Source organism: Candidatus Pelagibacter sp. uisw_138 (assembly GCF_059512485.2).
This window is the reverse complement of record NZ_CM183453.2, coordinates 1,133,257-1,159,654: the sequence shown is the minus strand read 5'-3', so window position 1 is coordinate 1,159,654 and position 26,398 is coordinate 1,133,257. Positions and strand designations below refer to the sequence as shown.

Sequence of the window (26,398 nt, the reverse complement as noted above, 5' to 3'; positions counted from 1 at the left end):
AAGCATTAAAAGAAGAAATTAAACTTGAAAAAGAAAGAGCAAGAGACATAAAGTTATTTTTACGTAAAGAGCAAGCGTTACTTAGAATTGAACATGCTGAAAGACAAAAACAATTTCTAAAACAATTACAGTTAGAAAAACAAATAGAAAAATTTAGAATTAGAGAAATTAAAGAATTAGAAAAGCTTGAAAAGGTTTCATTAAAAGAAAAAAGAGATGATTATGCTGGCCTTCAAGCAAGAATAGAGAAATTAAAAGATAAATACAGGATTATAAGGGATCAAAAAATTAGAGAGAGAGTAGAGGCTTTAGGAGTAAAAATTCAAGGTGATGAAGATAGAGAAACTTTACTCCAAAAAGAGAAAGATTATAAAATTGCAAGACAAAAAATAGAACTTTCTCTTGAAAGCTTTTATAGAAGTGCCAGCAGTTTAGTTTTTCAATTAAACAAACGACACATCACTAGACACATGTCTATATTTAGATGCATTGACCAAAGATTTGAAACTGGTGAAATTTTTATTAAATGGGATGAAGCACCAGATGAAGAGTGGCTATTATTAATTTATATAAAAAATAATTCCCCTGACGAAGGAATAGTTATTGAAGATAAATCGGATCCTGAAAAAAATTCTTCTCATGAATTCAAATCAAATGAAATATTTAAAGCATCAGATCTAATGGTCGACTCGTTAACGCAGTTAATTTCAAGAAAAAGAGCTAAAAAAGATTAAATTAAATACTATCTTCTTTAATTAATCTTTCAATTTCAGGTATCAGTTCACGACTTTTAAATGATGGGTAAAATTTTAATGCGTTCTCAATACTCTTAATTGCCTTTTCATACTCTTGAAGTTTTATAAAAATTCTTGCTTGTCCTGATAAAGCTCCAAAGTGCCTAGGCTCTATATCTAAAACTTTATCAATATCATTTAATGAATTTGTAAACTGGCTCATTAAAAAATATACAGTTGCTCTTTTATTCCAAGCTTCAGACCATTTAGGGTCATTCTCCAGTACATTGCTAAAAACTTTTAGTGCATAATTATAATCACCATATTGCATTAGCTCTGTTCCAAACTCTAACTTTTCGGTTAATTTAAAATCATCGGGATGCTCATTCCAAACAGACCAAATTTTTTTTTCCAATAAAGCAGCACTTTTTGAATTATTAATAGTTTGAAGTTGGTCAAAAAGATTATTTAAAATATTTTTTTGAGAAGACTGCACGGAAGAAATAAAACTAAATATAAATAAAAATAGTATAAAAATTTTCATACAAAAATATATTTTATTCAGTATCTCTTCTCAACATTAAAAACTATTTTAAAAGTTGTTTTTTATTTTTTAGAAATAAAAAAAATGCAATAATCTCATAAAAAAATGAAAATAAAGTAAAGATTATAGGAGTTTTAAAAAAATTATAAAGAAACTTGTATTTAGGAATTTTTTTCCACACCAATAAAAAGGCTTCTGCTCCTCCAATTACCATCTCACCATCTTTAACATGAAGTCTACGTAAAAGGTTCTTTGCATTCTTTTGAGTCTCTATTTCGGCAGATTTATTATTTGTGATATCTACCCACTCTATGTCTTTAATATTTTGTTTTTTATACAAATCTATTTCTACTTGGCAAATTTTACATGAATTATTAAAATAAACTTTCATAATTTATTTTTTATCTTTCCAAGCTGTCATTCCACCAGTCATATTTCTTACATTTTTTATTCCCATTTCTTGCATAGTTTTTGTTGCAAGTGTGCTTTGACCCCCAAGACCGCAAAAAACTATATATTCTTTGTCAGGATTTTTCTTAAACATTTCATTTTCTAAAGGACTACCATCAGCGAGATAAAACTCTAATAAGCCTCTTTCTAAATTTATAGCATTACCAATAGTTTCTGATTCAAAACTATTTTTATCTCTTACGTCTATAAATTGAACATTTGGGTCATTTAGTTTTTCTTTGGCTTCATCAACCGAAATATTTTGTATCTCGTTAGAAACATTCATTAATTCATCAAATTTTTTCATTATATTGTCCTTTTTTTTTAATTTATTCCTAAAATTATATAGAATTCGATAGATTGTATATGTGCGAAATACGACAATTGAAAAAATTATTATAACTATTACTTGTTATCTATGAGTGATTTTTTTACTAAAACAGATTTATCAAGAAAAGATGCAGAAAGTATTATTTCTGAAACATTAAATAATTGTGACGATGGTGAACTTTATTTAGAAAATTCTAAAAGTGAGTCTATTGTACTTGATGATGATAAAATAAAGAGTTCTAGTTATAGTTCTGATCTAGGATATGGCTTAAGAGCTGTAACAGGTGAAGTAGTAGCTTATTCTCATTCAAATGAAATTTCAAAAAAATCATTAAAACAATCAGCTAGCAATCTAAGCTCAACATTGAAATCTCAAAAGGGTATCTACAATCATGAAATTTCAAAAACTAATGAAAAATTTTATAAAAATGTTAATCCGATAGAAGAAAAATCACTACAATCTAAATTAGATCTTCTAAAAGAAGTTAACAATTATACGAGAGCCAAAGGTGGAATAGTACAACAGGTTACTGCTAGTTTTGCAGGTGAGTATAAATCTATAGAAATTATAAGATCAGGAGGTGAGGTTTTAACAGATGTTAGGCCTTTAATTCGTTTTAATGTTTCGGTCATGCTTGAAAAAGATGGAAAAAAAGAAACAGGAGTTTATGGAATTGGTGGAAGACAATCCTATGATGAATATCTTAAAGATGATAATTGGAAAAAAGTATGTGATGAAGCATTTAGAATTGCCTCAGTAAATCTTGAAAGTAAACCTGCGCCAGCAGGAGAAATGAAAGTTGTTTTGGGATCAGGTTGGCCAGCAATACTCATCCATGAAGCTATAGGACATGGTCTTGAAGGTGATTTTAATAGAAAAAAAACATCTGCTTTTCATAATTTAATGGGTCAAAGAGTTGCCAGTGAAGGTGTTACTATTGTTGATGATGGAACTCTTCATAATAGAAGAGGAAGTTTAACAATCGACGATGAAGGGACACCAACTGAAAAAACTGTTTTAATAGAAAATGGTATATTAAAAAATTTTATGCAAGATCGATTAAATGCAAGATTAATGAATACAAGATCAACAGGTAGTGGAAGGCGAGAAAGTTACAAACATGTTGTTCTCCCAAGAATGAGAAATACCATGATGTTAAATGGAAAATATTCTCAAGAAGAGATGATTAAATCAGTTGATAAAGGAATATTTGCAGTAAGTTTTGGTGGTGGGCAAGTGGATATTACTTCAGGAAAATTTGTTTTTAACTGTACAGAAGCTTATGAAATTATTAATGGTAAAATTGGATCACCTATTAAGGGGGCAACGTTGATTGGTGATGGTCCTTCAATTTTAAAAGAGGTTTCATTAGTTGGAAATAACATGATGCTCGACCCAGGTATTGGAACTTGTGGAAAAGCTGGGCAAGGTGTTCCAGTAGGTGTGGCGCAGCCATCTATCTTAATTGACAAAATGACTGTTGGTGGAACTCAATTATAAATCATATGGTTAAAGATCAAGATTATTTAAAAAAGACAGCTTCTTTTTGCATAGATTTAGCAAAAAAACTTGGTGCAACAGATTCAAGTGCAGCTGTTATGCACTCCATCTCAGAAACGGTAAATTTCAGAAATAAAAAATTAGACGAATCTGATAGATCGGATAGCCTAGGTGTTAGTCTTACAACTTATATCGGCAAAAAAAAATCAAGTATCTCTTCTTCAAATCTTACAGAAGAAAATATCAAGACGTTGGTAGAAAGATGTATTGAGACAACAAAAATTACTCCAGAAGATGAATATAATTCATTACCAGATAAAGACTTATTGGCTAATAAAATTAATGATCTAAATTTATATGATGATGACCATATAGAGAATGATGAAAAAATTGAATATTTAAAAGAAGTAGAAGAGGCTGCATTTCAAAAAAAAGAAATCATTAATACAGAAACTGGTTTCTCCGAGTCAAAATCAAATTTTATATTAGCAAGCAGTGATGGTTTTTTAAATGGCTATAAGTCTTCTTCTTTTTCAGCATCATGTGTCGCCGTAGCAAAAGATTCTAATAATAAAATGGAAAGAGATTATGAATTTACTAGTACTTGTCATCTAAATGATATGTTAAAGCCTAGCCAAATTGGTGCAATAGCGGCAAAAAAAACATTACAAAAATTAGATCCAAGAAAAATAGAAAGTGAAAAAATTAGTATTGTCTTTGATAGAAGAATTTCAAAAGGAATGTTGAGTGTTTTTGCAAGTGCAATAGCTGCCTCTTCTATTGCAAGAGGTACATCTTTTTTAAAAGATAAAATTAATGAAGAAATATTTACATCTTCAATAAATATTTTTGATAAACCTAATATAGTTAAAGGATTAGGTTCAAGATATTTTGATTCTGAGGGAGTAAAAACTGATGAATTAAAATTAGTAGATCAAGGTATTTTAAAACATTATTTAGTGGATACTTACAATGGGAAAAAGCTAAACCTTAAGTCAAATGGCAGAAGTGGTGGAACAAGTAATTTATATTTTGAAAAAGGTTCTATTTCATACAGGGACTTATTAAAATTAAACCAAAGAACTTTATACATTACAGAAACTATCGGTCATGGAAGCAATTTAGTTACAGGAGATTATTCAGTTGGTGCCACAGGGTTTATGGTTGAAAATGGAGTGTTTAAATATCCAGTAAGCGAAATAACTATTGCTGGAAATTTTAAAGACATATTCAAAAATATTACCTTAGCTGACGATCTTGAGTTTAAATATTCTACAAATGCTCCTACGATGTTAATAGAAGGTATGGTAGTTGCAGGTAAATGAAGGACTTTTGTATCATTGGTTCTGGCATTTCTGGTGCAACAATTGCAAACTCCCTTAGTAAAAAATATTCATTAGATGTTTATGATAAGGCAAGAGGGGTTGGGGGAAGATCATCTAATAAAAAGCTTAATAAGAATGAAAGCTTTGATCATGGTGTTCAGTATATTTCACCAAAAAGTATCCAATTTAAAAGGTTTATAAAAGATTTAATTAATAAAAAAATTCTTAAAAAGTGGACTGGAAAGCATATTTTTCTTAATGATAATAAAAAAGAGGATAAGAGCCATATTAAGATAATTGGTAAAAAGGGGAATAATGCAATTAGTAAATATTTATTAAAGAATATTAACTGTAATTTTAGTAGTGAGGTTATTAAAATCGCTAATAGAAAAAAAGTTTGGGAAATATCTTTTTCAGATGGATCAATAAAATTTTATAAATCTTTAATATTAACCTGTCCATTCCCTCAATTAAAAAAACTTTCAAAAAAATATATTAAACATTCATTTATCAATAAAAGAATTAAAATGGATGCGAATATAACTGTCATGATGACTACAAAAAAAAGTAAACTTAATGTTAGTAGTTATTTTTTTAATGATAAAATTTTAGGCTGGGCTGGAAATGAAAATAGTAAAATGCGTTTTAAAAATAAAAATGATCTTTGGACCCTACAAAGTACTTACTCATGGGCAAATAAAGAGATTAATAAAAATCGAGACAATAATAAATTGAACACAAAAATTTTGATTGAGCAGTTTTTTAAGCTTACAGGGATCAAAAAAACTAAAGCCTTATTTTCATTAAATCATGGCTGGAAATATTCATCTAACTCAAAACCTTTAAGAATTAAAAGTTATTGGAATTCCTCTTTAAACCTTGGAGTTTGTGCGGATTGGTTTGTTGGGCCTAGATTAGAATCGGGATGGATAAGCGCTCAAGATCTTTTTAATAAAATAAATAAATAATTTTATTCAAACTTTTTAACTTTATATTCCCAATTTCCTAATCTAGAATAAGTAACTTTTAAGATTAAAGAATTTTTTTTATTAAACCATATATCAAAATTAAGTCTTTTATCTTTTGGTAAAGATATGTCTTTTGAGGTTAATTTAAAATGATCTACTTCATAAATTTTACCATAAAGTTCAATTTTTTCTTTACCGATAAACGTTACTACCTGTTCTTTGATACTACCTGATACTGGGCTAATTTGACTATTAGTTTGTAAAATTTTATGGCTCCACCAGTTTCCAATTACGTTGTTTGTTGATGCCATACCACTATAGGAAGAACCTTGAATATCAAATTTATCTGTTTGTTCATTAAATTCTAAATCTACATATTTTTCTTTATCATTTTGAAGTGTTTTAGAATTAAAAGAAATCAATTTATCTTTAATATATTTTTCCTCTCCGTACCCTTCAATTTCAAAAATTGTTGCTCCAAATAACTTTACTGTAAACTTAATTTGATTTGTAACTATTGTCTTATCTCCATCTTTTTTAAAAAAATAGTAATTATATCCAATAACTTCACCATCTTTTAAAATCTCCATTTCAATTTTATTAAATTTATTATAATGCGCCATGTGGGCATTAGAGCTAAGTGAACATGTTAAAAAGAACATTAGTATAAAAAATTTTTTCATAAAGCGTTAACAATAATAGACTTTAATTTTAAAAGAAGTAATTTATTAAAAAATGTTCTTGAAAATCAAAAATATTCCTAAAGTTTATTGGAGTTCTGAAAAACCATTAAATCTTAAACCAAAATTTTCAACTTTCTTTTCTTTGTGTTTTGGATTAACTTTATTTGGTTTAGGTGAGGGATTATTAATTGTCTCTTTTGCTGGGGCCTCACCTTGGTCTGTTCTTGCACAAGGTATTGCAATGAATGTTAATTTTTCAATTGGAATAATAACTATATTTGTAAGTATTGGTGTTTTACTTTTGTGGCTGCCATTAAAACAAAAGCCTGGAATTGGAACAATATTAAATGCAATAATTATTGGTTTAATGATTGATATCTCCATAAAATTTGTACCAACTCCTGAAAATTATATTTCTCAAATACTTTTGGCTATTATAGCGGTATTTACAGTAGGACTTGGTGGTGGTGTTTATCTAGTTGCCAATTTAGGAGCTGGACCAAGAGATGGACTAATGGTGGGCTTACAAAAAAAAACAAATTTACCGATCGCTACTGTTAGAGTCTTTCTTGAAATTACAGTGATGTCTATCGGTTGGTATTTGGGTGGTACAGTAGGAGTTGGGACTTTATTATTTGCCTTTGGAATTGGACCAGCTGTTGCTTTAGGATTATATCTTGTTGGAAAAACTTTTAATTAAAGCGGTGTTCCAGATTTTTCATTCTTTTTTCTATCAGTAGGATTTAAAATAGCTTTTCTTAATCTTAGCGATTTAGGAGTGATCTCCAAAGCTTCATCAGTATTTAACATACTTAATTGTTCAGCAATTGACATTTGTCTTACTGGAGTAAGTACAACATTTTCATCAGTTCCTTGAGTTCTCATATTCGTTAATTGTTTACCTTTCATGACATTGATAATCATATCACCTGGTTTTGGTGCTAATCCGACAATCATTCCTTCATAAACGGGATCATTATGAGTTACAAACATCTCACCACGTGCCTGTAAGTTAAATATTGCAAATGCAACAGCTTTTCCATTAGCCATTGAAATTAAAGCGCCATTTTTTCTTCCATCCATTTCGCCTTCAAATTTTCCATAACCATGGAATATTCTGTTAATTACACCGGTACCTTTTGTTAAAGTTAAAAATCTACTTGTGTAACCCATTAAACCTCTTGTTGGCGCGTGAAAGATTAATCTTTTCTTATCTTTTCCAGTATCTTTAAGATCAAGTAATTTACCTTTTCTTCTGTTCATTGAATCAATAATTTTTGATGAAAACTCTTCATCTAAATCAACTGTGATTTCTTCAATAGGCTCCATTCTGTTTCCATTTTCATCTTTTTGATACAAAACTTTTGGAGGGCTTACTGTCATCTCAAAACCTTCACGTCTCATTTGCGTTAATAAGATTTCAAGCATCAATTCACCACGTCCACTAATTACAAAAGCATCTACATTATTATTTTGAGAAAAAGAAATCCCAACATTGTTTTGTGCTTCAGTGACCAATCTATCTCTGATTTGAGTACTTGTTAATTTTTTACCTTCTGTCCCAGCTAAAGGTGAACTATTAACACTTATAGTAATAGACATAGTGGGAGGATCTATTGGCGTTGCGTGTATTGGTTCAGTCACTTCTAGATCACAAATTGTGTCAGCCACGTTAGCTTTTTCTAAACCTGCAATTATAACAATATCACCCGCTTCACCAACTTCGATTGGTACTTTTTTTGTTCCCTCGTATCTAAAAATTTTAGTTAATCTACCTTCATCAACTTTCTCACCTTTAAGGTTTATTGCCTTAATAGGTTGATTAGCTTTTGCTGTACCTTGAGATATTTTTCCAACCAAACTTCTTCCTAAAAAACTATCTGCGTACAATAGAGTAGATAACATTGCGAAAGGCTTCGTTTTATCAAGCTCAGCAGGGTTTACATGTTCTAAAATCAAATCTAATAGTGGGTGAAGATTTTCTCTTGGTCCATCAACTTCTTTGCTAGCCCATCCAGATCTTCCGCTAGCGTATAAAACTGGAAAGTCTAATTGTTCTTCATTTGCATCTAAACTCACAAATAAATCAAATGTTTCATCTAAAACTTCGTCAGCTCTTTGATCTGCTTTATCTAATTTGTTAATTATAACAATTGGTCTTAACCCTTGCTTAAGAGCTTTTGCTAAAACAAATTTTGTTTGAGGCATTACACCTTCAGCAGAATCGATAAGTAATAATGCTCCATCAGCCATACTTAATACACGCTCAACTTCTGCAGCAAAATCTCTGTGACCAGGTGTATCAATAATATTAATTCTTGAATCTTTCCAGTTGATTGAAGCAGGTTTAGCTAAAATAGTAATTCCTCTTTCTTTTTCTAGCTCACCAGAATCCATTAACCTTTCATCAACAACTTCATTTTCTCTAAATGAACCACTCTGTTTCATAAGAGTATCTATCATGGTAGTTTTACCATGGTCGACGTGTGCAATAATTGTGATGTTTCGAATATTGTTATTCATAATTTGAGGCTCTTATACATGAATTGAGTCATTTGAAAACTTAAAAAAACCCATTATTTCCTCATTAAAGCTATTTTAATAAAAAATTAGCTTCTTGTGATTATTAAAAAAACGTATAAATATCGCTATACAAATTAGACGTATTAAAGGATTAAGAGCATATCTCCTTAAGTTTTAAAAAATCTAAATACCCAAATGGAAAACTTTAAATTACTAAAAATAGAAGATTCGTTAAAAAATTCATTGGAAAAAATGAAGTTTACGAAACCAACTCCAATTCAAGCTATGGCAATACCAGTTGCTTTAGAGGGAAAAGATATTTTAGGAACGGCCCAAACAGGAACTGGAAAAACATTAGCTTTTAGTATCCCTTTAATTAATAAATTAATATTAGATAAAAATGCATTTGCGTTAGTTATGTGCCCAACTAGAGAGCTTGCAACTCAAGTAATGGCTGCAATTAAGAGTATTATTAGCGATAAAATTAATATTAAAACTGCCTTGCTTATTGGTGGAGAGGCAATGCAAAAACAACTTAGACAACTGGGAAACAGATCTAGAATAATTGTTGGAACACCAGGAAGAATTAATGATCACTTAAAAAGAAAAAGCTTAAATTTATCTGCTACCAAATATTTAGTATTAGATGAAACTGATAGAATGTTGGACATGGGGTTCACTCCCCAAATAGAGTTAATTTTAAAATTTGTTCCAAAGGATCATCAAACTTTATTATTTTCAGCAACATTACCTCAGAATATTGTTAGAATTTCTGAAAGATATCTAAATAAGCCTCAAAGAATTTCAACAGGGTCAACGTCAGTTCCTATTGCAAAAATTAAACAAGAAACCCTTCAAGTTTTTAAAGAAAATAAATACGATCAACTAGTAGATCAATTTATAGCAAGAAAAGGATCAATATTAGTTTTTGTTAAAACTAAAAGAGGTGCTGATAAAATGGTTAAGCGTCTTAAAGAAGAGGGTCATTCAGCTGATGCTATTCACGGAGATCTTCGTCAAAGTAAAAGAGATCGTGTAATTACTTCATTTAGGAAAGGCCTTAAGAGAATATTAATTGCAACAGATGTTGCTGCAAGAGGTTTGGATATTCCATTAATTCAGCATGTAATAAATTATGACCTTCCGCAAGTGCCAGAAGATTATGTTCACAGAATTGGAAGAACTGCTAGAGCAGGAACAGAAGGTTCTGCTTTAACTTTTCTTACACCAGATGATAGGTCGATGTGGAACGAAATTAGTAAATTAATTGATCCGAATTTTAAACCTGCGCCACGTGGAGCAAGAGGAGATTCAAGAGGTGGAAAAAGAGGAAAAGCGCCATACAATAAAAAAAGAAAATTCAAAGACGAAAAAAAATCTAGCTCATCATCAAGAGATGGAGAGAAAAAAAGTTTCGGTTATAAAGGAAAATCTAGTTTTGGAGATAAATCAAAACCGTCTAGTTATGGAAGATCTAGCTCATCATCAAGAGATGGAGAGAAAAAAAGTTTCGGTTATAAAGGAAAATCTAGTTTTGGAGATAAATCAAAACCGTCTAGTTATGGAAGATCTAGCTCATCATCAAGAGATGGAGAGAAAAAAAGTTTCGGTTATAAAGGAAAATCTAGTTTTGGAGATAAATCAAAACCGTCTAGTTATGGAAGATCTAGCTCATCATCAAGAGATGGAGAGAAAAAAAGTTTCGGTTATAAAGGAAAATCTAGTTTTGGAGATAAATCAAAACCGTCTAGTTATGGAAGATCTAGCTCATCATCAAGAGATGGAGAGAAAAAAAGTTTCGGTTATAAAGGAAAATCTAGTTTTATAAAAAAAGATGATTCAAAACCTACTGGTTTCACAAATAATCCAAAATATTTTGGAAAAAAAACATCTGAAAGTTTATCTACTAGTGGAGAGAAAAAAAGTCCTAGTTTTAATGGAAAGAAGAAGTTTAAAAGTAGAAGTGATAGACCTAAAACCTTCACCTTCAAAAAACATAGCCAAAAAAAACTAAAGTCTAAGACTTTTTAGATTTTTCTTTTTTATTTTTTCTTTTTTCTTTCAAGCTTAATTTTGGCTTTTTAGCAGTACTTGAATCTTTAAATGATTTTCCACTGTATCTTTTTGACATATAAAATATTTGATTTTAGCTAAATTTCAACATTCTTGTTCATACCTTTAATACTTGGTCAAGGTCATTTTTTAAATTTTATTTTAAATAATCCGTTAATAGATATAAATAACATTCTGAAAAATTGAAAAACTAAGTTTGTCATTTTAGTTTCTCCATAAACACGATCAAAATATAATACTGGATGTTCATATATTCTCAAATTTAAATATTTTGCTGATAATAAAAGATTAAAATCACCCCAATGATCTTTAGGACCCCACATATCCCAAAATTTTCTAATTTTAGACCAATCTTTCTTTAAAAATGCTTTTGAACCACATAAAGTATCTGTTATTTTTTGACCCAATATAAAGCTGTAAAATATTGAAAAAAATTTATTTCCCCAATAGTTAGGTCTATTCATTGCATTTTTTTGTTGTTTTTTTATCATTCTAGAACAGTTTATGAAATCACTTTTATCTAAATCAAGGCTTTTAATAATAGATCTTATCTCTCTTCCATTCACTGTGTTGTCCGCATCATGAATAATAAAAATCTCATTTTTAGCAAGATTGAATCCTTTTTTAACATTTGATGCTTTATTTATTCCTGGGCCTTTATAATATTTAATAGTAACATTTTTTTTTTTATTTAACTTTATCAACTGAAATATTTTTTCTTTAGTGGTATCAGTAGATTTGTCATCTCCAAATAGTATTTCAATCTTTCGATCACTTATATTAATGGAATTATAAATTGACATAATATTACCTGCTTCATTTTTGCATGGAATAATTATGGATAAGCTTTTTTTCATTTTATATCGCATAAATTTAATAAAGTTTTTTTACTAATTTTTTTGTGCCATACCCTCATAAAAACATCATCACGAATTACATTTTCCATTGAACAATGTTTATTATATTTACTAGTGATTTTATATGGCTTTTCATAGTACACATGGTGTTTTTTAATAGCAAAATATGAACTATAAAGATTATTTGTTATCATTAGAATAGTGATTATGTAAACGTATCTTAGGTCAAAATATCCATTTATATATTTAAAAATAAAAATAATATTAAAAAAAAGTATGAATGTTGAATATATAAAATAATTTTCAGATATTCTAAGTGAAAATATTAAACATATTAGAAGAAAATAAGAATTGATCAGTAATAATAAAAAAAACTCTTTTAATTTTTTTTTAATTAAAAAGAAAATTGGTATTAGCATGCCAATCAAAACAAATAAAATTAATATTTTTTTTTGAAGATAAATTTTATAAAAATAATTTCCAAAATTATCTAATAATGATCCAGTTATTAAGCTTAGTTTATTAAAAGGAATTTCGTGATTACCAGAACTTATAGAAAACATAGACATCCAACCAGGAAAATTAATTAAAACCTTGTAGTAAAATAAATGAAAGGGCTTTATTGAAATAAAAATAATATTAACCAAAGCAAAACCCAGGATAAAAGTAATAAAAATATTTGAAGTTGCTAGGAATGATTTTGTTTTGATCTTACTAATATATAAAATAAATAAATAAAGCAGTATTGAAAAAATTAACACACCAACTTTATTTATTGTACCATCTGAAAAAAACAAAACTAAAATTAAAAGTATAAAAAAATAACTAAATGAAAAAATATTAAATATTGTTTTATTTAGTCTTATTGGTTTTTCAAAATATTTTGAATTAAAATATATAGAGAAAAAAACTACCGGTAACAAAAAAATTATTTGCATTTTAGCAAATATACCAAGTGCAAAAAAAACTCCTGACAAAAAAATATATTTATAATTAAAATTTTTATTACTTATAAATTTATTAAAATATAAAAAGAATATTAAAAAAAAAAGAAAAGAAATAAATTCTGTTCTTATCTTGATTAACGAAACAGTTGTAGTGCAAAAATATAAGAATAAAATAGCGAGAAATGTATTGAGATGACTATTGTTAATAAATTCATCAAAAAGTTTTTTTAAAAAAAAAGTTATAAAAAAAATAATTAATAAATTTGAAATTCTTAGATAATAAAACAATTTATTAATCTCTAAAGATGAAAAGTCATTATCACTAAAAAAGCTTAAGTCTCTAAAATCTAAAATATTAAAAAAATAAAGTAAATCAATAACATAAGATAAGAATAATATTTGTGTATATCCCGGATGATCAAAATATTCTGGTTTGAAACCAGAATTTAAAAGTAATGCATTGTAAGTTAATGTGAAATCTTGATCTGCATAAGATGTCCAATGTAAAAATATATTAGATTGAAAAAAAACAGATATGCAAAATAAAAAAATGAGACCTGCATTTATAACATCTTTATTGAATTTTTCAGTTTTATTAATTAATTGCATATTAGTTTAACATTTAAATTTTATGAAAATCTTTTAAACGTTTTTTAACATCTTTCAAATTTTTTAATAATTACTAGCTACATAAATTTTTTAGGTAAATGGATTAATTTTTCCAATAATAACAAATTAGTTCAGGGTATACTTTATTATTATTACACTTATTGTCTAAATTTTGAATTTCTGACAGTCCACAATTTTTATTCTCATTGTTGAATTTATTAATTGCTCCCAATGCACCTTTTGAAGGGTTTCCTGCAAATGCCGCCGTGTCATCAAAAATTATTATTGTCCAGGATTTTAATTTTTCTTTCAAATTATCAAGTACTGTAAAAACACTATCAAAAGAATATTTTCCAAGATCTATAGAAATGATACCAAAAAAGGAATTATTCTCTAAATAATCTTTAGATGTTATTTGTATATCACCCTCTCTAAATTCACAAGTCTCAGAGATGTAGCGTCTGACAGATTCATTAGAATTCAAGATTTCTAAAATTTTTGATAAATTTTTTTTAAATTCTACAAGACTTAGCTTAACAGCATTTAAACTTTCATCGCTTGTATCAGATTTAAAATGATCAAACATAACAATTTTATGTGTGTGAGGATTATCCAAATTATAATAAAGATCTAAACAATCATGAATATGGTTAGCTGAATTCAATCCAGTACCAAACTCTAAAAAATTTAAACCATCTACATCAATTTTTTCTTTTTTGCGCACTTTCTCAAAATGTTGAATTAAAGAATAAAAAGTAGAATTTTCTAATTCTTTTTTTTTGTAACTTCTTATTTTTCTTAATTTTTTAATCAAGTTTAATAATGATTTCATCAAGATCTATTTTTAAAATTTTTTACTCAATTAATTAAAACTTTAACACAAAACACTCCATAAACCTTCTTCAAACTTCACTGCAACTTCACTGCACATTTATAGTACAGACATAAAAAAAGGGCAGTGAAGACTGCCCTTTTAAAATTTTATTTAGAAAACGTGGGATTACATTCTCATTCACTTATTGTTTTACTAGCTTAATTAATGGTTTTTCGTGCCGTTTCGTGTTTTTAGAATATCAACCGAAGATTAGCCGAATATTATCAATCTCAAATATGAGATTTAGGTAAATAGGTAATTATTTAACCACTTTTAATTTGTTCATTACTCTAAAGGTCAAATTCAAAAGGAAGTCAAAAGATAGGATTATTATTTCTATATTAATAACAAAAAATTAATCATATATTAAATATACTTTTATGACATTCGCTATCTTTGCTAAACAAATAGGATTAAAAAACTTTTTTTTAAGAGGCATAAAAATAAAAATAATTAAAAAATTTATAAAAGAAAAATTTATTTATAAAGTCATTACAAACAATAATTATAGTATTTATAAATGGGATCCATCTGGTACTGAAGTTTTTATGACCCAATGCTTCACGGATTGGGGAAATGAATATCTTTTTTTAGATAGTTTAAAAAATAGACAAAATGATATTTTTTTAGATATTGGTTGTCATAGTGGATATTATCCAACCTTATTTAAAAATTATTTTAAAAAAATCATTGGTTTTGAGCCAAGTACCAAATGTATTAATATTTTAAAAAAAATAGATATCGATAATTTTTATTATCATCAATATTTTGTTGGGGATGAAAATATTTCTGTAGTTGCTGGTGATTCTGAGAGTGGCTATTCTTTCTATTCTGATAATTCAAATCATAAACTAAGTAATTTAAAAAATATGAATCAAATTACTATAGATAAGTTTTGTAAAAATGAAAATTTAGAGAATATTACAGCAATTAAGATAGATATTGATGGTATAGATTTAAAAGTTTTATATGGAGGTGAAGAGGTCATTAAATTAAACAGACCTTCTATTATCATTGAAAATTACACAAGAGAGTTATTCCATTTTTTTAAAGACCTAAACTATAGTTTGTTAACTTTGGTTTCCTCTAAAGAAAAACCATACAATCTTAATTTGATAGAATTAAAAAATTTTGATGAAGATAGGTGGATTAAAATGATTTGCTGTATACCAAATGAATACAAAAATAATTATGAAAATAATTTTTTTAAAGGTGATATTATCTCAGGAATAAATAAGAAGGAAATTCTTAAAACATTTTGTTTCAAAAAAAAACCCCCAAAACTTTAATTCCGAACATTCTAATCCTAACAAATCAACGTCTATTTTACTACTTTGAAGTTATTTAGTACCCTAAGAGTTCTCAAATAATAGACTCATTTGATGATTTTTTCTTCGTGCTTTTTTCGTGCTTTCTTCGTGCTCTAATAAAATGTTGGGACAAAAAAAAAGCCCAGTAAAAACTGGGCTTTTTATAATTTTTAGTAAAGTGAATGGGTTTACATACCCATGCCACCCATGCCACCCATGCCACCCATGCCACCAGGCATTCCACCAGGCATTCCACCAGCACCAGAATCTTTGTCATCTGGTTTGTCAGCAATCATGGCTTCAGTAGTTACAAGTAATCCAGCAATCGAAGCTGCATCTTGTAAAGCTGTTCTTACAACTTTAACAGGATCGATGATACCTTTTGCAAACATATCAACGTACTGTTCATTCTGAGCATCGTAACCTTGGTTCTTTTTATTTTGTTCAAGTAGTTTTCCAACTACAACTGAACCATCAACTCCAGCATTTAAAGTTATTTGTCTAATAGGAGCTTGTAAAGCTTTAGCCACTAACGTAACTCCAGCTTTTTGATCGTCTCCTTTAACTTTAAGTGTAGTTAGACTTTGTGAAGCATATAAAAGAGCGCAACCACCACCAACTACTATTCCTTCTTCAGCAGCAGCTCTAGTTGCGTTAAGAGCATCTTCAACTCTATCTTTTCTTTCTTTAACTTCTACTTCAGTTGCACCACCAACTTTGATTACAGCAACTCCTCCAGCAAGTTTTGCTAGTCTTTCTTGAAGTTTTTCTCTGTCATAATCAGAAGTTGTTTCACCTACTTGTTGTTTGATTTGAGCACATCTAGCTTCAATTTCAGATTTTTTACCACTGCCGCTAATAATTGTACTATTATCTTTATCAACTTTAACTCTCTTACAAGACCCAAGATCTGTAAGTTTAACATTTTCAAGTTTAACTCCAATGTCTTCAGAAATAACCTGACCACCAGTTAAAATTGCAATATCATCAAGCATTGATTTTCTTCTATCACCAAAACCAGGTGCTTTAACCGCAACAACTTTTAAACCACCTCTAAGTTTATTTACAACAAGAGTTGCAAGAGCTTCGCCCTCAACATCCTCAGAAATAATCATTAGTGGTCTACCAGCCTGTACAACAGCTTCTAGAAGCGGAACCATTGGTTGTAAGTTAGTTAATTTTTTTTCATGTAATAAGATGAAAGGGTTTTCTAACTCAGTAGTCATTTTATCAGCGTTAGTAATAAAGTATGGTGATAAATAACCTCTATCAAACTGCATACCTTCAACAACGTCTAACTCAGTTTCCACTCCCTTAGCTTCTTCAACAGTAATAACACCTTCATTACCAACTTTTTGCATAGCTTTTGCAATCATGTTGCCAATTTCTTTATCACCATTAGCTGAAATAGTTCCTACCTGAGCAATCTCATCAGTATCTTTTACTTTTTTTGCTGAAGCAATTAAGCTTGCTTTAACATGATCTACTGCTGCATCGATTCCTCTTTTAACATCCATAGGGTTCATGCCAGCTGTTACATATTTTACACCTTCTTTAACAATTGCTTGTGCTAAAATAGTTGCTGTAGTTGTTCCATCACCAGCTTCTTCATTTGTTTTGCTAGCAACTTCCTTAACCATTTGAGCACCCATGTTTTCAAATTTATCTTCAAGATCAATTTCCTTAGCAACTGTAACACCATCTTTAGTAATTCTTGGTGCACCATAAGATTTGTCGATAACAACATTTCTACCTTTTGGTCCAAGAGTAACTTTTACTGTGTTAGCAAGGATATCAACACCTCTTATCATTGCCGCTCTTGCTTCAGAGTCGAATTTTACAATTTTTGCCATTTTGTTTTCTCCTTTAAATTAAATTATTTGCTCGAAATACCCATAATGTCAGACTCTTTCATTATGCTGTATTCTTTGCTGTCTATTTTGATTTCAGTTCCTGACCATTTGCCAAAAAGAACTTTATCTCCAACTTTCACATCCATTGGAATTAGTTTTCCATCTTCAGTTTTTGCTCCACCGCCAACAGCAATTACTTTACCTTCTTGAGGTTTTTCTTGAGCTGTATCAGGGATAATTATTCCTCCAGCAGTTTTTTCACTACTGTTTAAAACTTCTATTAGAACTCTATCGTGTAACGGTTTAAATTTCATAAATTCTCCTTTTATTATGCGACTCATATAGCTATTAGGCTAACTATTTCAAGAGATGTTAAAAAAAATATGTGGGGCAAAAAACCAGAGAAATTGTGTTTTTTATAAGTTATACCTCCCATAATGAGTAAGAATTTAGATAATGATGGATTAAAATCAATTGTAGAGAATTATGATATTTTTTATATCGATTTATGGGGCGTTGTTCATAATGGGATAACTCTTCATAAAAACGCAATTGAAGTTTTAGAAGAAATCACCAAAGCAAACAAAGACTACGTTCTATTAACTAATGCGCCAAGACCTAATAAAACAGTAAATAATTTTTTAGAAAAAATGGGAATGAATAAAGAAATTAGGGAAAAAGTTTATTCCTCAGGAGAAGCAGCGCTGAATTATTTAAGAAAAAATTCTCTAGAAAAAAAATTTTATCATATAGGGCCACCAAGAGATTTTGATTTATTTTTAGATTTTAAAAAAAATAAGACTAACAACATCAAAGAAAGTTCATATTTACTCTGCACAGGTTTATTTGAAGAACAAGGTGTAGATTTAAATTATTACAAAGAATTATTCAAAGATCATATTAATAAGAAAATGATATGTACTAACCCAGATTTAATTGTTGATAGAGGTGAAAAAAGAGAATTGTGCGCAGGGTCTGTAGCACTTGTTTTTGAAAAAATGGGAGGAGAAGCTATTTATTTTGGAAAACCATTTCCTGAAGTTTACAATCAGGCAATTAGTAATGAAGGAAAAAGAGTTTTATCTATTGGTGATAATTTAAATACAGATATTAAAGGAGCCAATCTTTTAAATTATAATTCTTTAATTATATCAAATGGTGTTCATAGAGATGAAATTAAAAAAGAAGGTATAGATGTAATTTCAAAGAAATATGAAGTCGTTGTAAACTTTATTCAAACAGAATTAAAGTGGTGAAATATGAAGCTGTATAAAGATTTTAATATTTCAAACAATCATAAAAAATCAATTATCTTGATTGGTAATTTTGATGGTGTTCATTTAGGTCATCAAAAATTATTTAAGTTAGCAAATACTTATAAAAAAAAATTTAATTTAAAAATTGGTGTTTTAACATTTGAGCCAATGCCCAAAATGTTTTTTAATAAAAACTTTAAAAATTTTAGAATTTCAAATGTAAATCAAAAAAAAATAATTTTAGATCACTTAGGAGTTGATTTTATAATTACTAAAAAATTTGACAAAAAATTTTCTGCAATTAAGTCTGATTTTTTTATTAAAGAAATTTTATCAAAAAAATTAGAAGCTGAATATATATTTGTCAGTAACAACTTTAAATTTGGCAATAAAAGAGAGGGAGATGTTAGACAGTTAATAAAAGATGAAAAAAAGTATCATTACAAAATAGTAAAACCACAACCACTAATCTTAGATAATAAAGTTATCTCCTCTACATATATTCGCTCTCTTCTAGAAAAGGGACAATTAAAAAAAGCTAATAAGTTATTAAGTCGAAATTGGTCAATTGAAGGAATTGTTCAAAAGGGAAGACAGCAAGGAAAAAAAATTGGTTTTCCAACCTGCAATATCGATATTAAGGATTATGTGATCGCGATGCCTGGAGTGTATGTTGCTAAAGTAAAACAAAAAAACTCTAATAAATCACTAAAAGCTATTGCTAACCTTGGTTATAGACCAACTTTCAATCAAAAAAAAATTTTATTAGAAGTGCATATTTTTAATTTTTCTGGAAATCTTTATAATAAGTATTTATCAGTAGAGTTCACAAAGTTTATAAGAAAAGAAAAAAAATTCAAAAACGTTGATCAATTAAAAAAACAAATTCAAAGTGACTTAAAAGTTGCTAAAAAAAATTAACATGAGCAAAGAAAATATAAATTTACCCAAAACAACTTTCTCCATGAAGGCAAATTTACAGAATAAAGAACCTGAAATTTTAGAATATTGGAAGAAAATTGATCTTTATAAAGAGTTGAGAAAATCCAATAAGGGAAAAGAAAAGTTCATACTTCACGATGGTCCACCATATGCAAATGGTAATATTCACATGGGTACAGCTTTAAATAAGATTTTGAAAGACATAATAGTAAAATTCCATCAAATGGATGGTAAAGATTCTGTATATGTTCCTGGATGGGATTGTCATGGTCTACCTATTGAGTGGAAAATTGAAGAGCAATATAAAAAAAACAAAAAAAATAAAAATGAAGTTCCAATAACAGAATTTAGAAAAGAGTGTAGAGAGTTTGCTCAAAAATGGATTGAAGTTCACAAAACACAATTTAAAAGATTAGGTGTTGTTGGAGATTGGGATAATCATTATGCAACAATGAGTTTTGAGGCAGAAGCTCAAATCGTAAGAGAGTTAGGAAAATTTTTAAAAGAAGGAAGTCTTTATAGAGGTTTTAAACCTGTTCTTTGGTCAACTGTAGAGAAAACAGCTTTAGCAGATGCTGAAGTTGAGTATCAAGATCATAAATCAGATACAATTTACACAGCCTTCCCAGTTAAAAAAACAAATATAAAAGAATTAGAAAATACAGAAGTTATTATATGGACAACTACTCCATGGACTATACCTGCAAATAAAGCATTAGCTTATAATGAGGCCTTAGATTATTTAATAATTGAATTAAGTGATGAGGGAGATTTTAAGAATAAAAAAATAGTAGTTGCAGAAGCTCTACTAGAGTCTGTTATCAAAGATTGTGAAATCAAAAGTTACAAAGAAATAAAAAAATTTAAGGGTAAAGATTTTAAAGATACAATTTGTAATCATCCTTTTTTAGAGCTTGGTTATGATTATGATATACCAATGCTTGAAGCAAGATTTGTTACAATAGAACAGGGAACAGGTATTGTTCATTGCGCACCCAGTCATGGTCCTGATGATTTTAATCTTTGTTTAAAGCACGGGATAAAAGCTATAGAGACTGTAGATGGTGATGGTAAATACACTAAAAATCTTCCTTTATTTGAGGGAACTCATATTTTTAAAGCTAACCCAATTGTTATTGAAAAATTAAAAGAACAAAAAAAGTTATTATCTAATGGGGAACTAGTTCATTCATATCCACATTCATGGAGATCAAAAGCACCCCTTGTTCATAGAGCAACTCCGCAATGGTTTATTTCAATGGAAAGCCATGGCTTGAGAAAAAAAGCGTTAAAAGCTCTTGATGACACTAAATTTTATCCAGACAAAGGTAGGGAAAGAATAAAAGCAATGATTGAAACAAGGCCAGATTGGTGTGTTTCAAGACAAAGAGTTTGGGGAGTGCCACTTCCAATATTTGTTCATAAGACTACTAAAGAAATTTTAGTAGATGATAATGTAAATGAGAATATTGCGAACATTTATGAAAAAGAAGGTTCTGATTGTTGGTTTTCTGATAATCCTCAAAGATTTTTAGGGGACAAATATAAAGCAGAAGATTACGAAAAAATAAGTGATATTGTTGAAGTTTGGTTTGATAGCGGATGCACTCATGCATTTGTTTTGGAAAAAAGAGAAGATCTTCAATGGCCAGCATCAATGTATTTAGAAGGTTCTGACCAGCATAGAGGTTGGTTTCATTCGTCACTTTTAGAATCTTGTGGAACGAGAGGTAGAGCGCCCTACGAATCAATATTATCGCATGGATTTGTTGTGGATGGCAAAGGTCTCAAAATGTCAAAATCTGTAGGAAACGTAATTGCTCCTGAAGATATTTTAAAAAAATATGGTGCAGATATTTTAAGAATATGGGTTGCATCATCTAATTATGCTGAAGATTTAAGAATTGATTATTCTATTTTAGAACAACACGCTGATTCATATAGAAAAATTAGAAATACATTTAGATATTTGCTAGGTAACTTAAATGATGATTTCCAAAAAATTGACATGGATAGTCTAGACATCAAACAATTACCGGAGTTAGAGAGATATATGCTTCATAGAGTGTATGAGCTAAATAAAAATTTTAAAAATTATTTTAAATCTTATGACTTTCACAATCTTTATAAAGAGCTTTTAAATTTTTGCACAGTAGACTTATCATCATTTTATTTTGATATTAGGAAGGATGCTTTATATTGTGACTCAAAAGATTCTGATAGAAGAAAGAGTAGTATAGTTGTTTTAAATATTATTTTAGAATCATTGGTTAAGTGGTTTGCACCAATACTTTCATTTACAACAGAAGAAATTTTTACCCTAATAAACAAAGAGCAGAAAAGTATTCATCTGGAGCAATTCATGAAATATCCAGAGTCTTTTCAAGATGAAGAACTGCATAAAAAATGGACAGAATTAAAAAAAATTAGAGACATCTGCAATATAAGTATTGAAGCAAAGAGAGCTAGCAAGGAAATAGGATCAAGTTTAGAAGCTAGCCTAGTTATCAATCTAAATGAAACATTATTCGAAATTTCAAAAAATGTAGATTTTTCAGAAATATGCATTACATCTTCTGCTTTAGTTCATCAATCAAACACAGATGAAACAATTATTGAAACGATTAAGGCCGAAGGAAATAAATGCCCAGTTTGTTGGAAAATCAATAAAGTTAAATGTGAGAGACATTCAGATTAACTAAAAATGTTGATGGACAAAATTAACTTAAAAAACTTTTATTTAAATTTAGTAATTATATTAATAGTTTTTATATTTGATCGTGCAACAAAGTTTTACATCTTAAAACTTGCAGAAGTAGAAACTTCGGTTGATATTTATATCACTCCTTATTTGAACCTGTTCTTAATATGGAACAAAGGAATAGCTTTTGGTTTACTTTCAATAGATGAAAGTATTATTTACAACTCTATTACAATTTTAATTGGTCTTATCATTATTGCTATTTTGTTTATGATGTTGAAAAATAATAATGTTCAGCGTTATTTTTTTGCATTAATTGCAGGTGGTGCCCTAGGAAACTTTTATGACCGGATAGTTTATACAGCTGTTCCAGATTTTATTGATTTACATTTTTATGACTTTCATTGGTTTGTTTTTAATGTGGCTGATATATCTATTACTATTGGAGTTTTTTGCCTTATTTTAGTAGAACTTTTCTTTAATAATAAAAATATAAATGAAAAAAACTAATCAATTAATAGCTTCTTTTTTAATACTTCTCTTTTTAAACTCCTGTGGATCAATTGCCAAAGGATTGGGAGGAAGCAAAAAAAAAGGAAGTGATGAGTTTTTAGTTGAAAAAAAATCTCCTTTAGTGCTACCACCTAGTTTTGGAGAATTACCAGAACCTGGAAAGGAGCCTGAACAAAATATAAAACTAGATAAAAAAGATACCTCAGATATTGAAGATATAATTAATCAAAGCTCCTCTACAAGCACAAGCAAGAAAAGTGATGATACAAAAAATTCTATAGAAAAATCTATTATTAAAAAGATTAATGAAAAAAAAGTTAATTCAATAGAAGCTACAGAAATAATTTTAGATGAAGCTATAGAAGAAAATGAAAAACCAAAAAAAGAAGGGTTTTTTGAAAGACTAAAAGATAAATTCAATAATCTTGAACATTAGAAAAATGATATTTAAAAATTTTTTAAACATCAAACACTCTAAAATAATAAAAAAAGACTTTTTAAAATTACTAAAAGATCAGCCAGCATTATTTGAAACTTTAAAACCTACATATAAATATAGTTATTCAAAAAAAGTACTTAAAAAATATAAAAAATTATCCAATTTAAGAATAATTGGTATGGGTGGATCAGTTCTTGGATCTGAAGCTATTTACGATTTTTTAAAAAATAAAATAAAAAAAAAAATTACTTTTGTTAATAATTTAAATAGCAATGCAGATTATTTTAATAATAAAAATATAAATTTGAATTTAATTATTTCTAAATCAGGAAATACATTAGAGACAATAGCGAATGCCAATGCATTAATTAATAAAAATGAAAAAAATATTATTATTACAGAAGCAAAAAATAGCTACCTAACTAACTTAGCAGCAAAGCTTAAGGCAGAAATATTTGAGCATAAAAATTATGTAGGAGGTAGGTATTCTGTATTGTCTGAAGTTGGAATGTTACCTGCAGAATTAATGAATTTGAATGAAAAGAAATTTAAGCAATTTAATAATCTTATTAAAAATAAGAATTTTATTAATAACCTTGTAAACAGTGTGTCAACTACGTTAAACTTAATTAAGAGTGGAAAACAAACATCAATAATTTTAAATTATGATGAACAATCTGAAAATTTATTTAAATGGTATCAGCAACTGATAGCTGAAAGTTTAGGAAAAAAATCCTTAGGATTATTGCCTGTTGTTTCTTCAATGCCAAAAGATAATCATAGTTTAATGCAACTTTATCTAGATGGTCCAAATAAATATTTTTATACATTTTTTAATGTCCTGGAGAATAGAGATATAAAAATTAAGAATGGTGGTGTGTTAAATACTCATAAGTTTTTAAAAAACCTAACAATAGAAAAAATAAAACAATCTCAGATGATTGCTACAGAGAAAGTCTTTATTTCTAAAAAAATACCCTTTAGAAGTTTTAGAATTTTAAAAAGAAATGAACAGTCTTTAGGTGAACTGTTCTGTTTTTTTATATTAGAGACCATTTTACTTGGTCGAGCTTTAAATGTTAATCCATTTGATCAACCTTCTGTTGAGTTGATAAAAATAGAAACAAAAAAAATCTTAAGTTAAAGTATTTCCAAATATAATTTTTGAAATACCATAATTTTTTTCTAAAATTAGGTTAAATTCTTTGGGTAGATCATCCTCTTCTTTTTTATGTCTGTGAATAATTATGATACCACCGTTGTTGAGTAACTCTAATTCAGTTATTGCATTCAACAGAAAGGATAATTTTTTCTCCTTATAGGGAGGGTCCATAAAAATAATATCAAATTTGTCATTTAATAATTTAAGTGTATTTTTAGAAAAAATATCTTTTTCAATTACTTTTGTTTGATTTTGTTGATTTAAATTATCTATATTTTTTTTTAAAATATTTAATACTTCCGTATAACTCTCCAAGAAGGTAACATTTTTAGCACCTCTTGATAAACATTCGAGACCGAATGATCCAACACCCGAAAATAAATCTAGAATATTAGAACTTTCTAACTCTATATTTAATAATTTGGAATGTTTTAATATATTGAAAATTGACTCTTTTGTTAAATCTTTAAGAGGTCTCGTTAGCTTATCTTTAGGTAGAAGGATTTTTTTGCCTTTAAAATTTCCTGAAATTATCCTCATTCATCAATCACCTTATAACCAATGTCTTTTCTATAGAACCCGTCTTTCCAATTAAGGTTTTTAATTAAACTTATAGTTTTATCTCTACTGTTTTTAAAATTTGATGAAAGACTAACGAAATTAATTACCCTTCCACCATTTGAATAAACTTTATCATTTATTTTTTTTGTTCCAGCATGAAAAAAATAATCATTCTCATCCAGCTTTAGATTTTCAATATTTTCTATTAAAATTTCATTATTATATTTATTAGGATAGCCCTTTGAGCATAAAACAATACATAGACTTTTTTTATCATGCCACTCTATATTTATGTTTTTTAGGTTTTTATTGCAGCATGCATCTATAATTTCTAACAAATCTGTTTTTAATTTAGGTAAGATTGTCTGACATTCTGGATCTCCCATTCTTACATTGTATTCAATCAAATACGGTTCATCTTTAACTATCATTAAGCCAGCATATAAAAATCCTTTATAATTAGACCCCATTTCTTCCAGGGCTCTAATGGTAGGTTTGATTATTTTATTTAATATTTTTTTTTCTAAGGATTGATTGAGCAACCTTGATGGTGAATACGCACCCATCCCACCTGTATTCGCTCCTTTATCACCCTCTAGAACTCTTTTATGATCTTGTGCTGTTTCAAAGCTTTTGATTTCTTTACCATCGCTTATAATAAAATAGCTCATTTCTTCACCAACAAGAAATTCTTCAATTAAAATATTTTTGGCTAATCCAAACTTTCCATCAAAAACCTCTTTTATTGCTAAATTTGCATCATCCTTATTTTCACAAATGTAAACACCTTTTCCAGATGCAAGACCATCAGCCTTGACAACAAGTGGAAACTTAGTTTTGTCTAGAAAAGATATTGCATCATTAGCATTTTCAAAAATACCAAACTTAGCAGTTGGTATATTGTATTTTTTGCATATTTTTTTTGTAAAAATCTTTGAACCTTCTAATTGAGAAGAAATTTTATCAGGACCAAAAATATTTATTTCTGTATCGTTAAAGAAATCTACTATTCCATCAACTAATGGTTTTTCTGGTCCAACTATTAATAAGCTAATTTCATTCTTGATTGAAAATTCTTTAATTTTATTAAAATCTAAAAAATCAATTTCAATATTTTCTGCTATATCCGAAGTTCCTGCATTACCAGGAAAACAGTATATCTTATCAACCTTAGGTGATTTTTTGATGGATAAACATAGAGCATGCTCTCTTCCACCACTTCCAATTATTCCAACTTTCATAT

General features: G+C 28.4%; 25 protein-coding genes. 13 read left to right on the top strand and 12 right to left on the bottom strand.

Going from position 1 to position 26,398, the window contains the following annotated elements; genetic code table 11:
* Positions 1 to 470: 470 nt before the first annotated feature.
* A complete protein-coding gene (locus AC5YGC_RS06235; protein WP_496139358.1) occupies positions 471 to 734 on the top strand; it encodes a hypothetical protein in 264 nt (87 codons plus the stop codon).
* A gap of 1 nt (position 735) precedes the next feature.
* Here the strand turns inward: AC5YGC_RS06235 and AC5YGC_RS06230 are convergent, their stop codons facing one another.
* From AC5YGC_RS06230 to AC5YGC_RS06220, 3 genes are read right to left on the bottom strand one after another with little or no spacing between them, the layout of a single operon-like run.
* Positions 736 to 1,278 carry a CDC27 family protein gene (locus AC5YGC_RS06230; protein ID WP_496139357.1) on the bottom strand — a complete coding sequence of 181 codons (543 nt, stop codon included), beginning with the start codon at positions 1,276 to 1,278 and terminating at the stop codon, positions 736 to 738.
* A gap of 43 nt (positions 1,279 to 1,321) precedes the next feature.
* Positions 1,322 to 1,669, bottom strand: a complete 348-nt coding sequence (locus tag AC5YGC_RS06225) for a DCC1-like thiol-disulfide oxidoreductase family protein (protein ID WP_496139356.1) — start codon at positions 1,667 to 1,669, stop codon at positions 1,322 to 1,324.
* Between the two features lie 3 nt (positions 1,670 to 1,672).
* Positions 1,673 to 2,035, bottom strand: coding sequence for a rhodanese-like domain-containing protein (locus AC5YGC_RS06220; protein ID WP_496139355.1), 363 nt, complete (start codon positions 2,033 to 2,035; stop codon positions 1,673 to 1,675).
* A 111-nt stretch (positions 2,036 to 2,146) separates the two neighbouring features.
* Here AC5YGC_RS06220 and tldD point away from each other — a divergent pair, with 111 nt between their 5' ends.
* The 3 genes from tldD to AC5YGC_RS06205 are packed head-to-tail and all read left to right on the top strand — an operon-like array spanning position 2,147 to position 5,852.
* Positions 2,147 to 3,559: a metalloprotease TldD gene (gene tldD / locus AC5YGC_RS06215; RefSeq protein ID WP_496139354.1), complete on the top strand. Its 1,413-nt coding sequence runs from the start codon at positions 2,147 to 2,149 to the stop codon at positions 3,557 to 3,559.
* A gap of 5 nt (positions 3,560 to 3,564) precedes the next feature.
* The gene (locus AC5YGC_RS06210) at positions 3,565 to 4,884 is read left to right on the top strand and encodes a metallopeptidase TldD-related protein (protein WP_496139353.1); all 1,320 of its coding nucleotides are present in this window, start codon (positions 3,565 to 3,567) and stop codon (positions 4,882 to 4,884) included.
* Entirely contained in the window at positions 4,881 to 5,852 is a 972-nt protein-coding gene (locus tag AC5YGC_RS06205; RefSeq protein ID WP_496139352.1) for an NAD(P)-binding protein, read from the top strand. Before AC5YGC_RS06210 ends, AC5YGC_RS06205 begins: the two co-directional genes overlap by 4 nt.
* 2 nt (positions 5,853 to 5,854) lie before the next feature.
* Here AC5YGC_RS06205 and AC5YGC_RS06200 read toward each other — a convergent pair whose 3' ends face one another.
* Positions 5,855 to 6,475: a DUF6134 family protein gene (locus AC5YGC_RS06200; RefSeq protein ID WP_496139351.1), complete on the bottom strand. Its 621-nt coding sequence runs from the start codon at positions 6,473 to 6,475 to the stop codon at positions 5,855 to 5,857.
* A 112-nt stretch (positions 6,476 to 6,587) separates the two neighbouring features.
* Between AC5YGC_RS06200 and yczE the strand changes: the two genes are divergently transcribed.
* Positions 6,588 to 7,235, top strand: coding sequence for a membrane protein YczE (gene yczE / locus AC5YGC_RS06195; protein WP_496139350.1), 648 nt, complete (start codon positions 6,588 to 6,590; stop codon positions 7,233 to 7,235).
* On the opposite strand, the gene typA is transcribed toward yczE, so the two are convergent.
* Positions 7,232 to 9,058 (bottom strand): translational GTPase TypA, encoded by a 1,827-nt coding sequence (gene typA, locus AC5YGC_RS06190; protein ID WP_496139349.1) that lies wholly within the window; start codon positions 9,056 to 9,058, stop codon positions 7,232 to 7,234. The genes yczE and typA overlap by 4 nt on opposite strands.
* Positions 9,059 to 9,253: 195 nt before the next feature.
* Here typA and AC5YGC_RS06185 point away from each other — a divergent pair, with 195 nt between their 5' ends.
* Positions 9,254 to 11,089, top strand: coding sequence for a DEAD/DEAH box helicase (locus tag AC5YGC_RS06185; RefSeq protein WP_496139348.1), 1,836 nt, complete (start codon positions 9,254 to 9,256; stop codon positions 11,087 to 11,089).
* A gap of 164 nt (positions 11,090 to 11,253) precedes the next feature.
* Here AC5YGC_RS06185 and AC5YGC_RS06180 read toward each other — a convergent pair whose 3' ends face one another.
* The 3 genes from AC5YGC_RS06180 to AC5YGC_RS06170 form a co-directional block, all read right to left on the bottom strand.
* Positions 11,254 to 11,988 carry a glycosyltransferase family 2 protein gene (locus tag AC5YGC_RS06180; RefSeq protein WP_502314010.1) on the bottom strand — a complete coding sequence of 245 codons (735 nt, stop codon included), beginning with the start codon at positions 11,986 to 11,988 and terminating at the stop codon, positions 11,254 to 11,256.
* Positions 11,985 to 13,544: a hypothetical protein gene (locus AC5YGC_RS06175; protein WP_502314009.1), complete on the bottom strand. Its 1,560-nt coding sequence runs from the start codon at positions 13,542 to 13,544 to the stop codon at positions 11,985 to 11,987. Before AC5YGC_RS06175 ends, AC5YGC_RS06180 begins: the two co-directional genes overlap by 4 nt.
* 103 nt (positions 13,545 to 13,647) lie before the next feature.
* The gene (locus AC5YGC_RS06170; protein WP_496139344.1) at positions 13,648 to 14,376 is read right to left on the bottom strand and encodes a hypothetical protein; all 729 of its coding nucleotides are present in this window, start codon (positions 14,374 to 14,376) and stop codon (positions 13,648 to 13,650) included.
* A gap of 422 nt (positions 14,377 to 14,798) precedes the next feature.
* Between AC5YGC_RS06170 and AC5YGC_RS06165 the strand changes: the two genes are divergently transcribed.
* Positions 14,799 to 15,707 carry an FkbM family methyltransferase gene (locus AC5YGC_RS06165; protein WP_496139343.1) on the top strand — a complete coding sequence of 303 codons (909 nt, stop codon included), beginning with the start codon at positions 14,799 to 14,801 and terminating at the stop codon, positions 15,705 to 15,707.
* 209 nt (positions 15,708 to 15,916) lie between these two features.
* Here AC5YGC_RS06165 and groL read toward each other — a convergent pair whose 3' ends face one another.
* Positions 15,917 to 17,581, bottom strand: a complete 1,665-nt coding sequence (gene groL, locus AC5YGC_RS06160) for a chaperonin GroEL (RefSeq protein WP_496139342.1) — start codon at positions 17,579 to 17,581, stop codon at positions 15,917 to 15,919.
* A gap of 23 nt (positions 17,582 to 17,604) precedes the next feature.
* The gene (gene groES / locus AC5YGC_RS06155; RefSeq protein WP_415278084.1) at positions 17,605 to 17,895 is read right to left on the bottom strand and encodes a co-chaperone GroES; all 291 of its coding nucleotides are present in this window, start codon (positions 17,893 to 17,895) and stop codon (positions 17,605 to 17,607) included.
* Positions 17,896 to 18,018: 123 nt separating this feature from the next.
* Between groES and AC5YGC_RS06150 the strand changes: the two genes are divergently transcribed.
* The 6 genes from AC5YGC_RS06150 to AC5YGC_RS06125 are packed head-to-tail and all read left to right on the top strand — an operon-like array spanning position 18,019 to position 24,576.
* Positions 18,019 to 18,837: a TIGR01459 family HAD-type hydrolase gene (locus AC5YGC_RS06150; protein WP_496139341.1), complete on the top strand. Its 819-nt coding sequence runs from the start codon at positions 18,019 to 18,021 to the stop codon at positions 18,835 to 18,837.
* 3 nt (positions 18,838 to 18,840) lie between these two features.
* Entirely contained in the window at positions 18,841 to 19,758 is a 918-nt protein-coding gene (gene ribF / locus AC5YGC_RS06145; protein ID WP_496139340.1) for a riboflavin biosynthesis protein RibF, read from the top strand.
* Position 19,759: 1 nt separating this feature from the next.
* The gene (gene ileS / locus AC5YGC_RS06140) at positions 19,760 to 22,477 is read left to right on the top strand and encodes an isoleucine--tRNA ligase (RefSeq protein WP_496139339.1); all 2,718 of its coding nucleotides are present in this window, start codon (positions 19,760 to 19,762) and stop codon (positions 22,475 to 22,477) included.
* A gap of 12 nt (positions 22,478 to 22,489) precedes the next feature.
* The gene (lspA, locus tag AC5YGC_RS06135; protein ID WP_496139338.1) at positions 22,490 to 22,990 is read left to right on the top strand and encodes a signal peptidase II; all 501 of its coding nucleotides are present in this window, start codon (positions 22,490 to 22,492) and stop codon (positions 22,988 to 22,990) included.
* Positions 22,977 to 23,429, top strand: coding sequence for a DUF3035 domain-containing protein (locus AC5YGC_RS06130; RefSeq protein ID WP_496139337.1), 453 nt, complete (start codon positions 22,977 to 22,979; stop codon positions 23,427 to 23,429). Before lspA ends, AC5YGC_RS06130 begins: the two co-directional genes overlap by 14 nt.
* Positions 23,430 to 23,433: 4 nt before the next feature.
* Complete coding sequence (locus AC5YGC_RS06125; protein ID WP_496139336.1) at positions 23,434 to 24,576, top strand: phosphoglucose isomerase-related protein; 1,143 nt, start codon at positions 23,434 to 23,436, stop codon at positions 24,574 to 24,576.
* On the opposite strand, the gene rsmD is transcribed toward AC5YGC_RS06125, so the two are convergent.
* Entirely contained in the window at positions 24,568 to 25,134 is a 567-nt protein-coding gene (gene rsmD / locus AC5YGC_RS06120; protein ID WP_496139335.1) for a 16S rRNA (guanine(966)-N(2))-methyltransferase RsmD, read from the bottom strand. The genes AC5YGC_RS06125 and rsmD overlap by 9 nt on opposite strands.
* A complete protein-coding gene (purD, locus tag AC5YGC_RS06115) occupies positions 25,131 to 26,396 on the bottom strand; it encodes a phosphoribosylamine--glycine ligase (RefSeq protein ID WP_496139334.1) in 1,266 nt (421 codons plus the stop codon). The genes rsmD and purD overlap by 4 nt, the downstream gene beginning before the upstream one ends.
* Positions 26,397 to 26,398 lie beyond the last annotated feature (2 nt).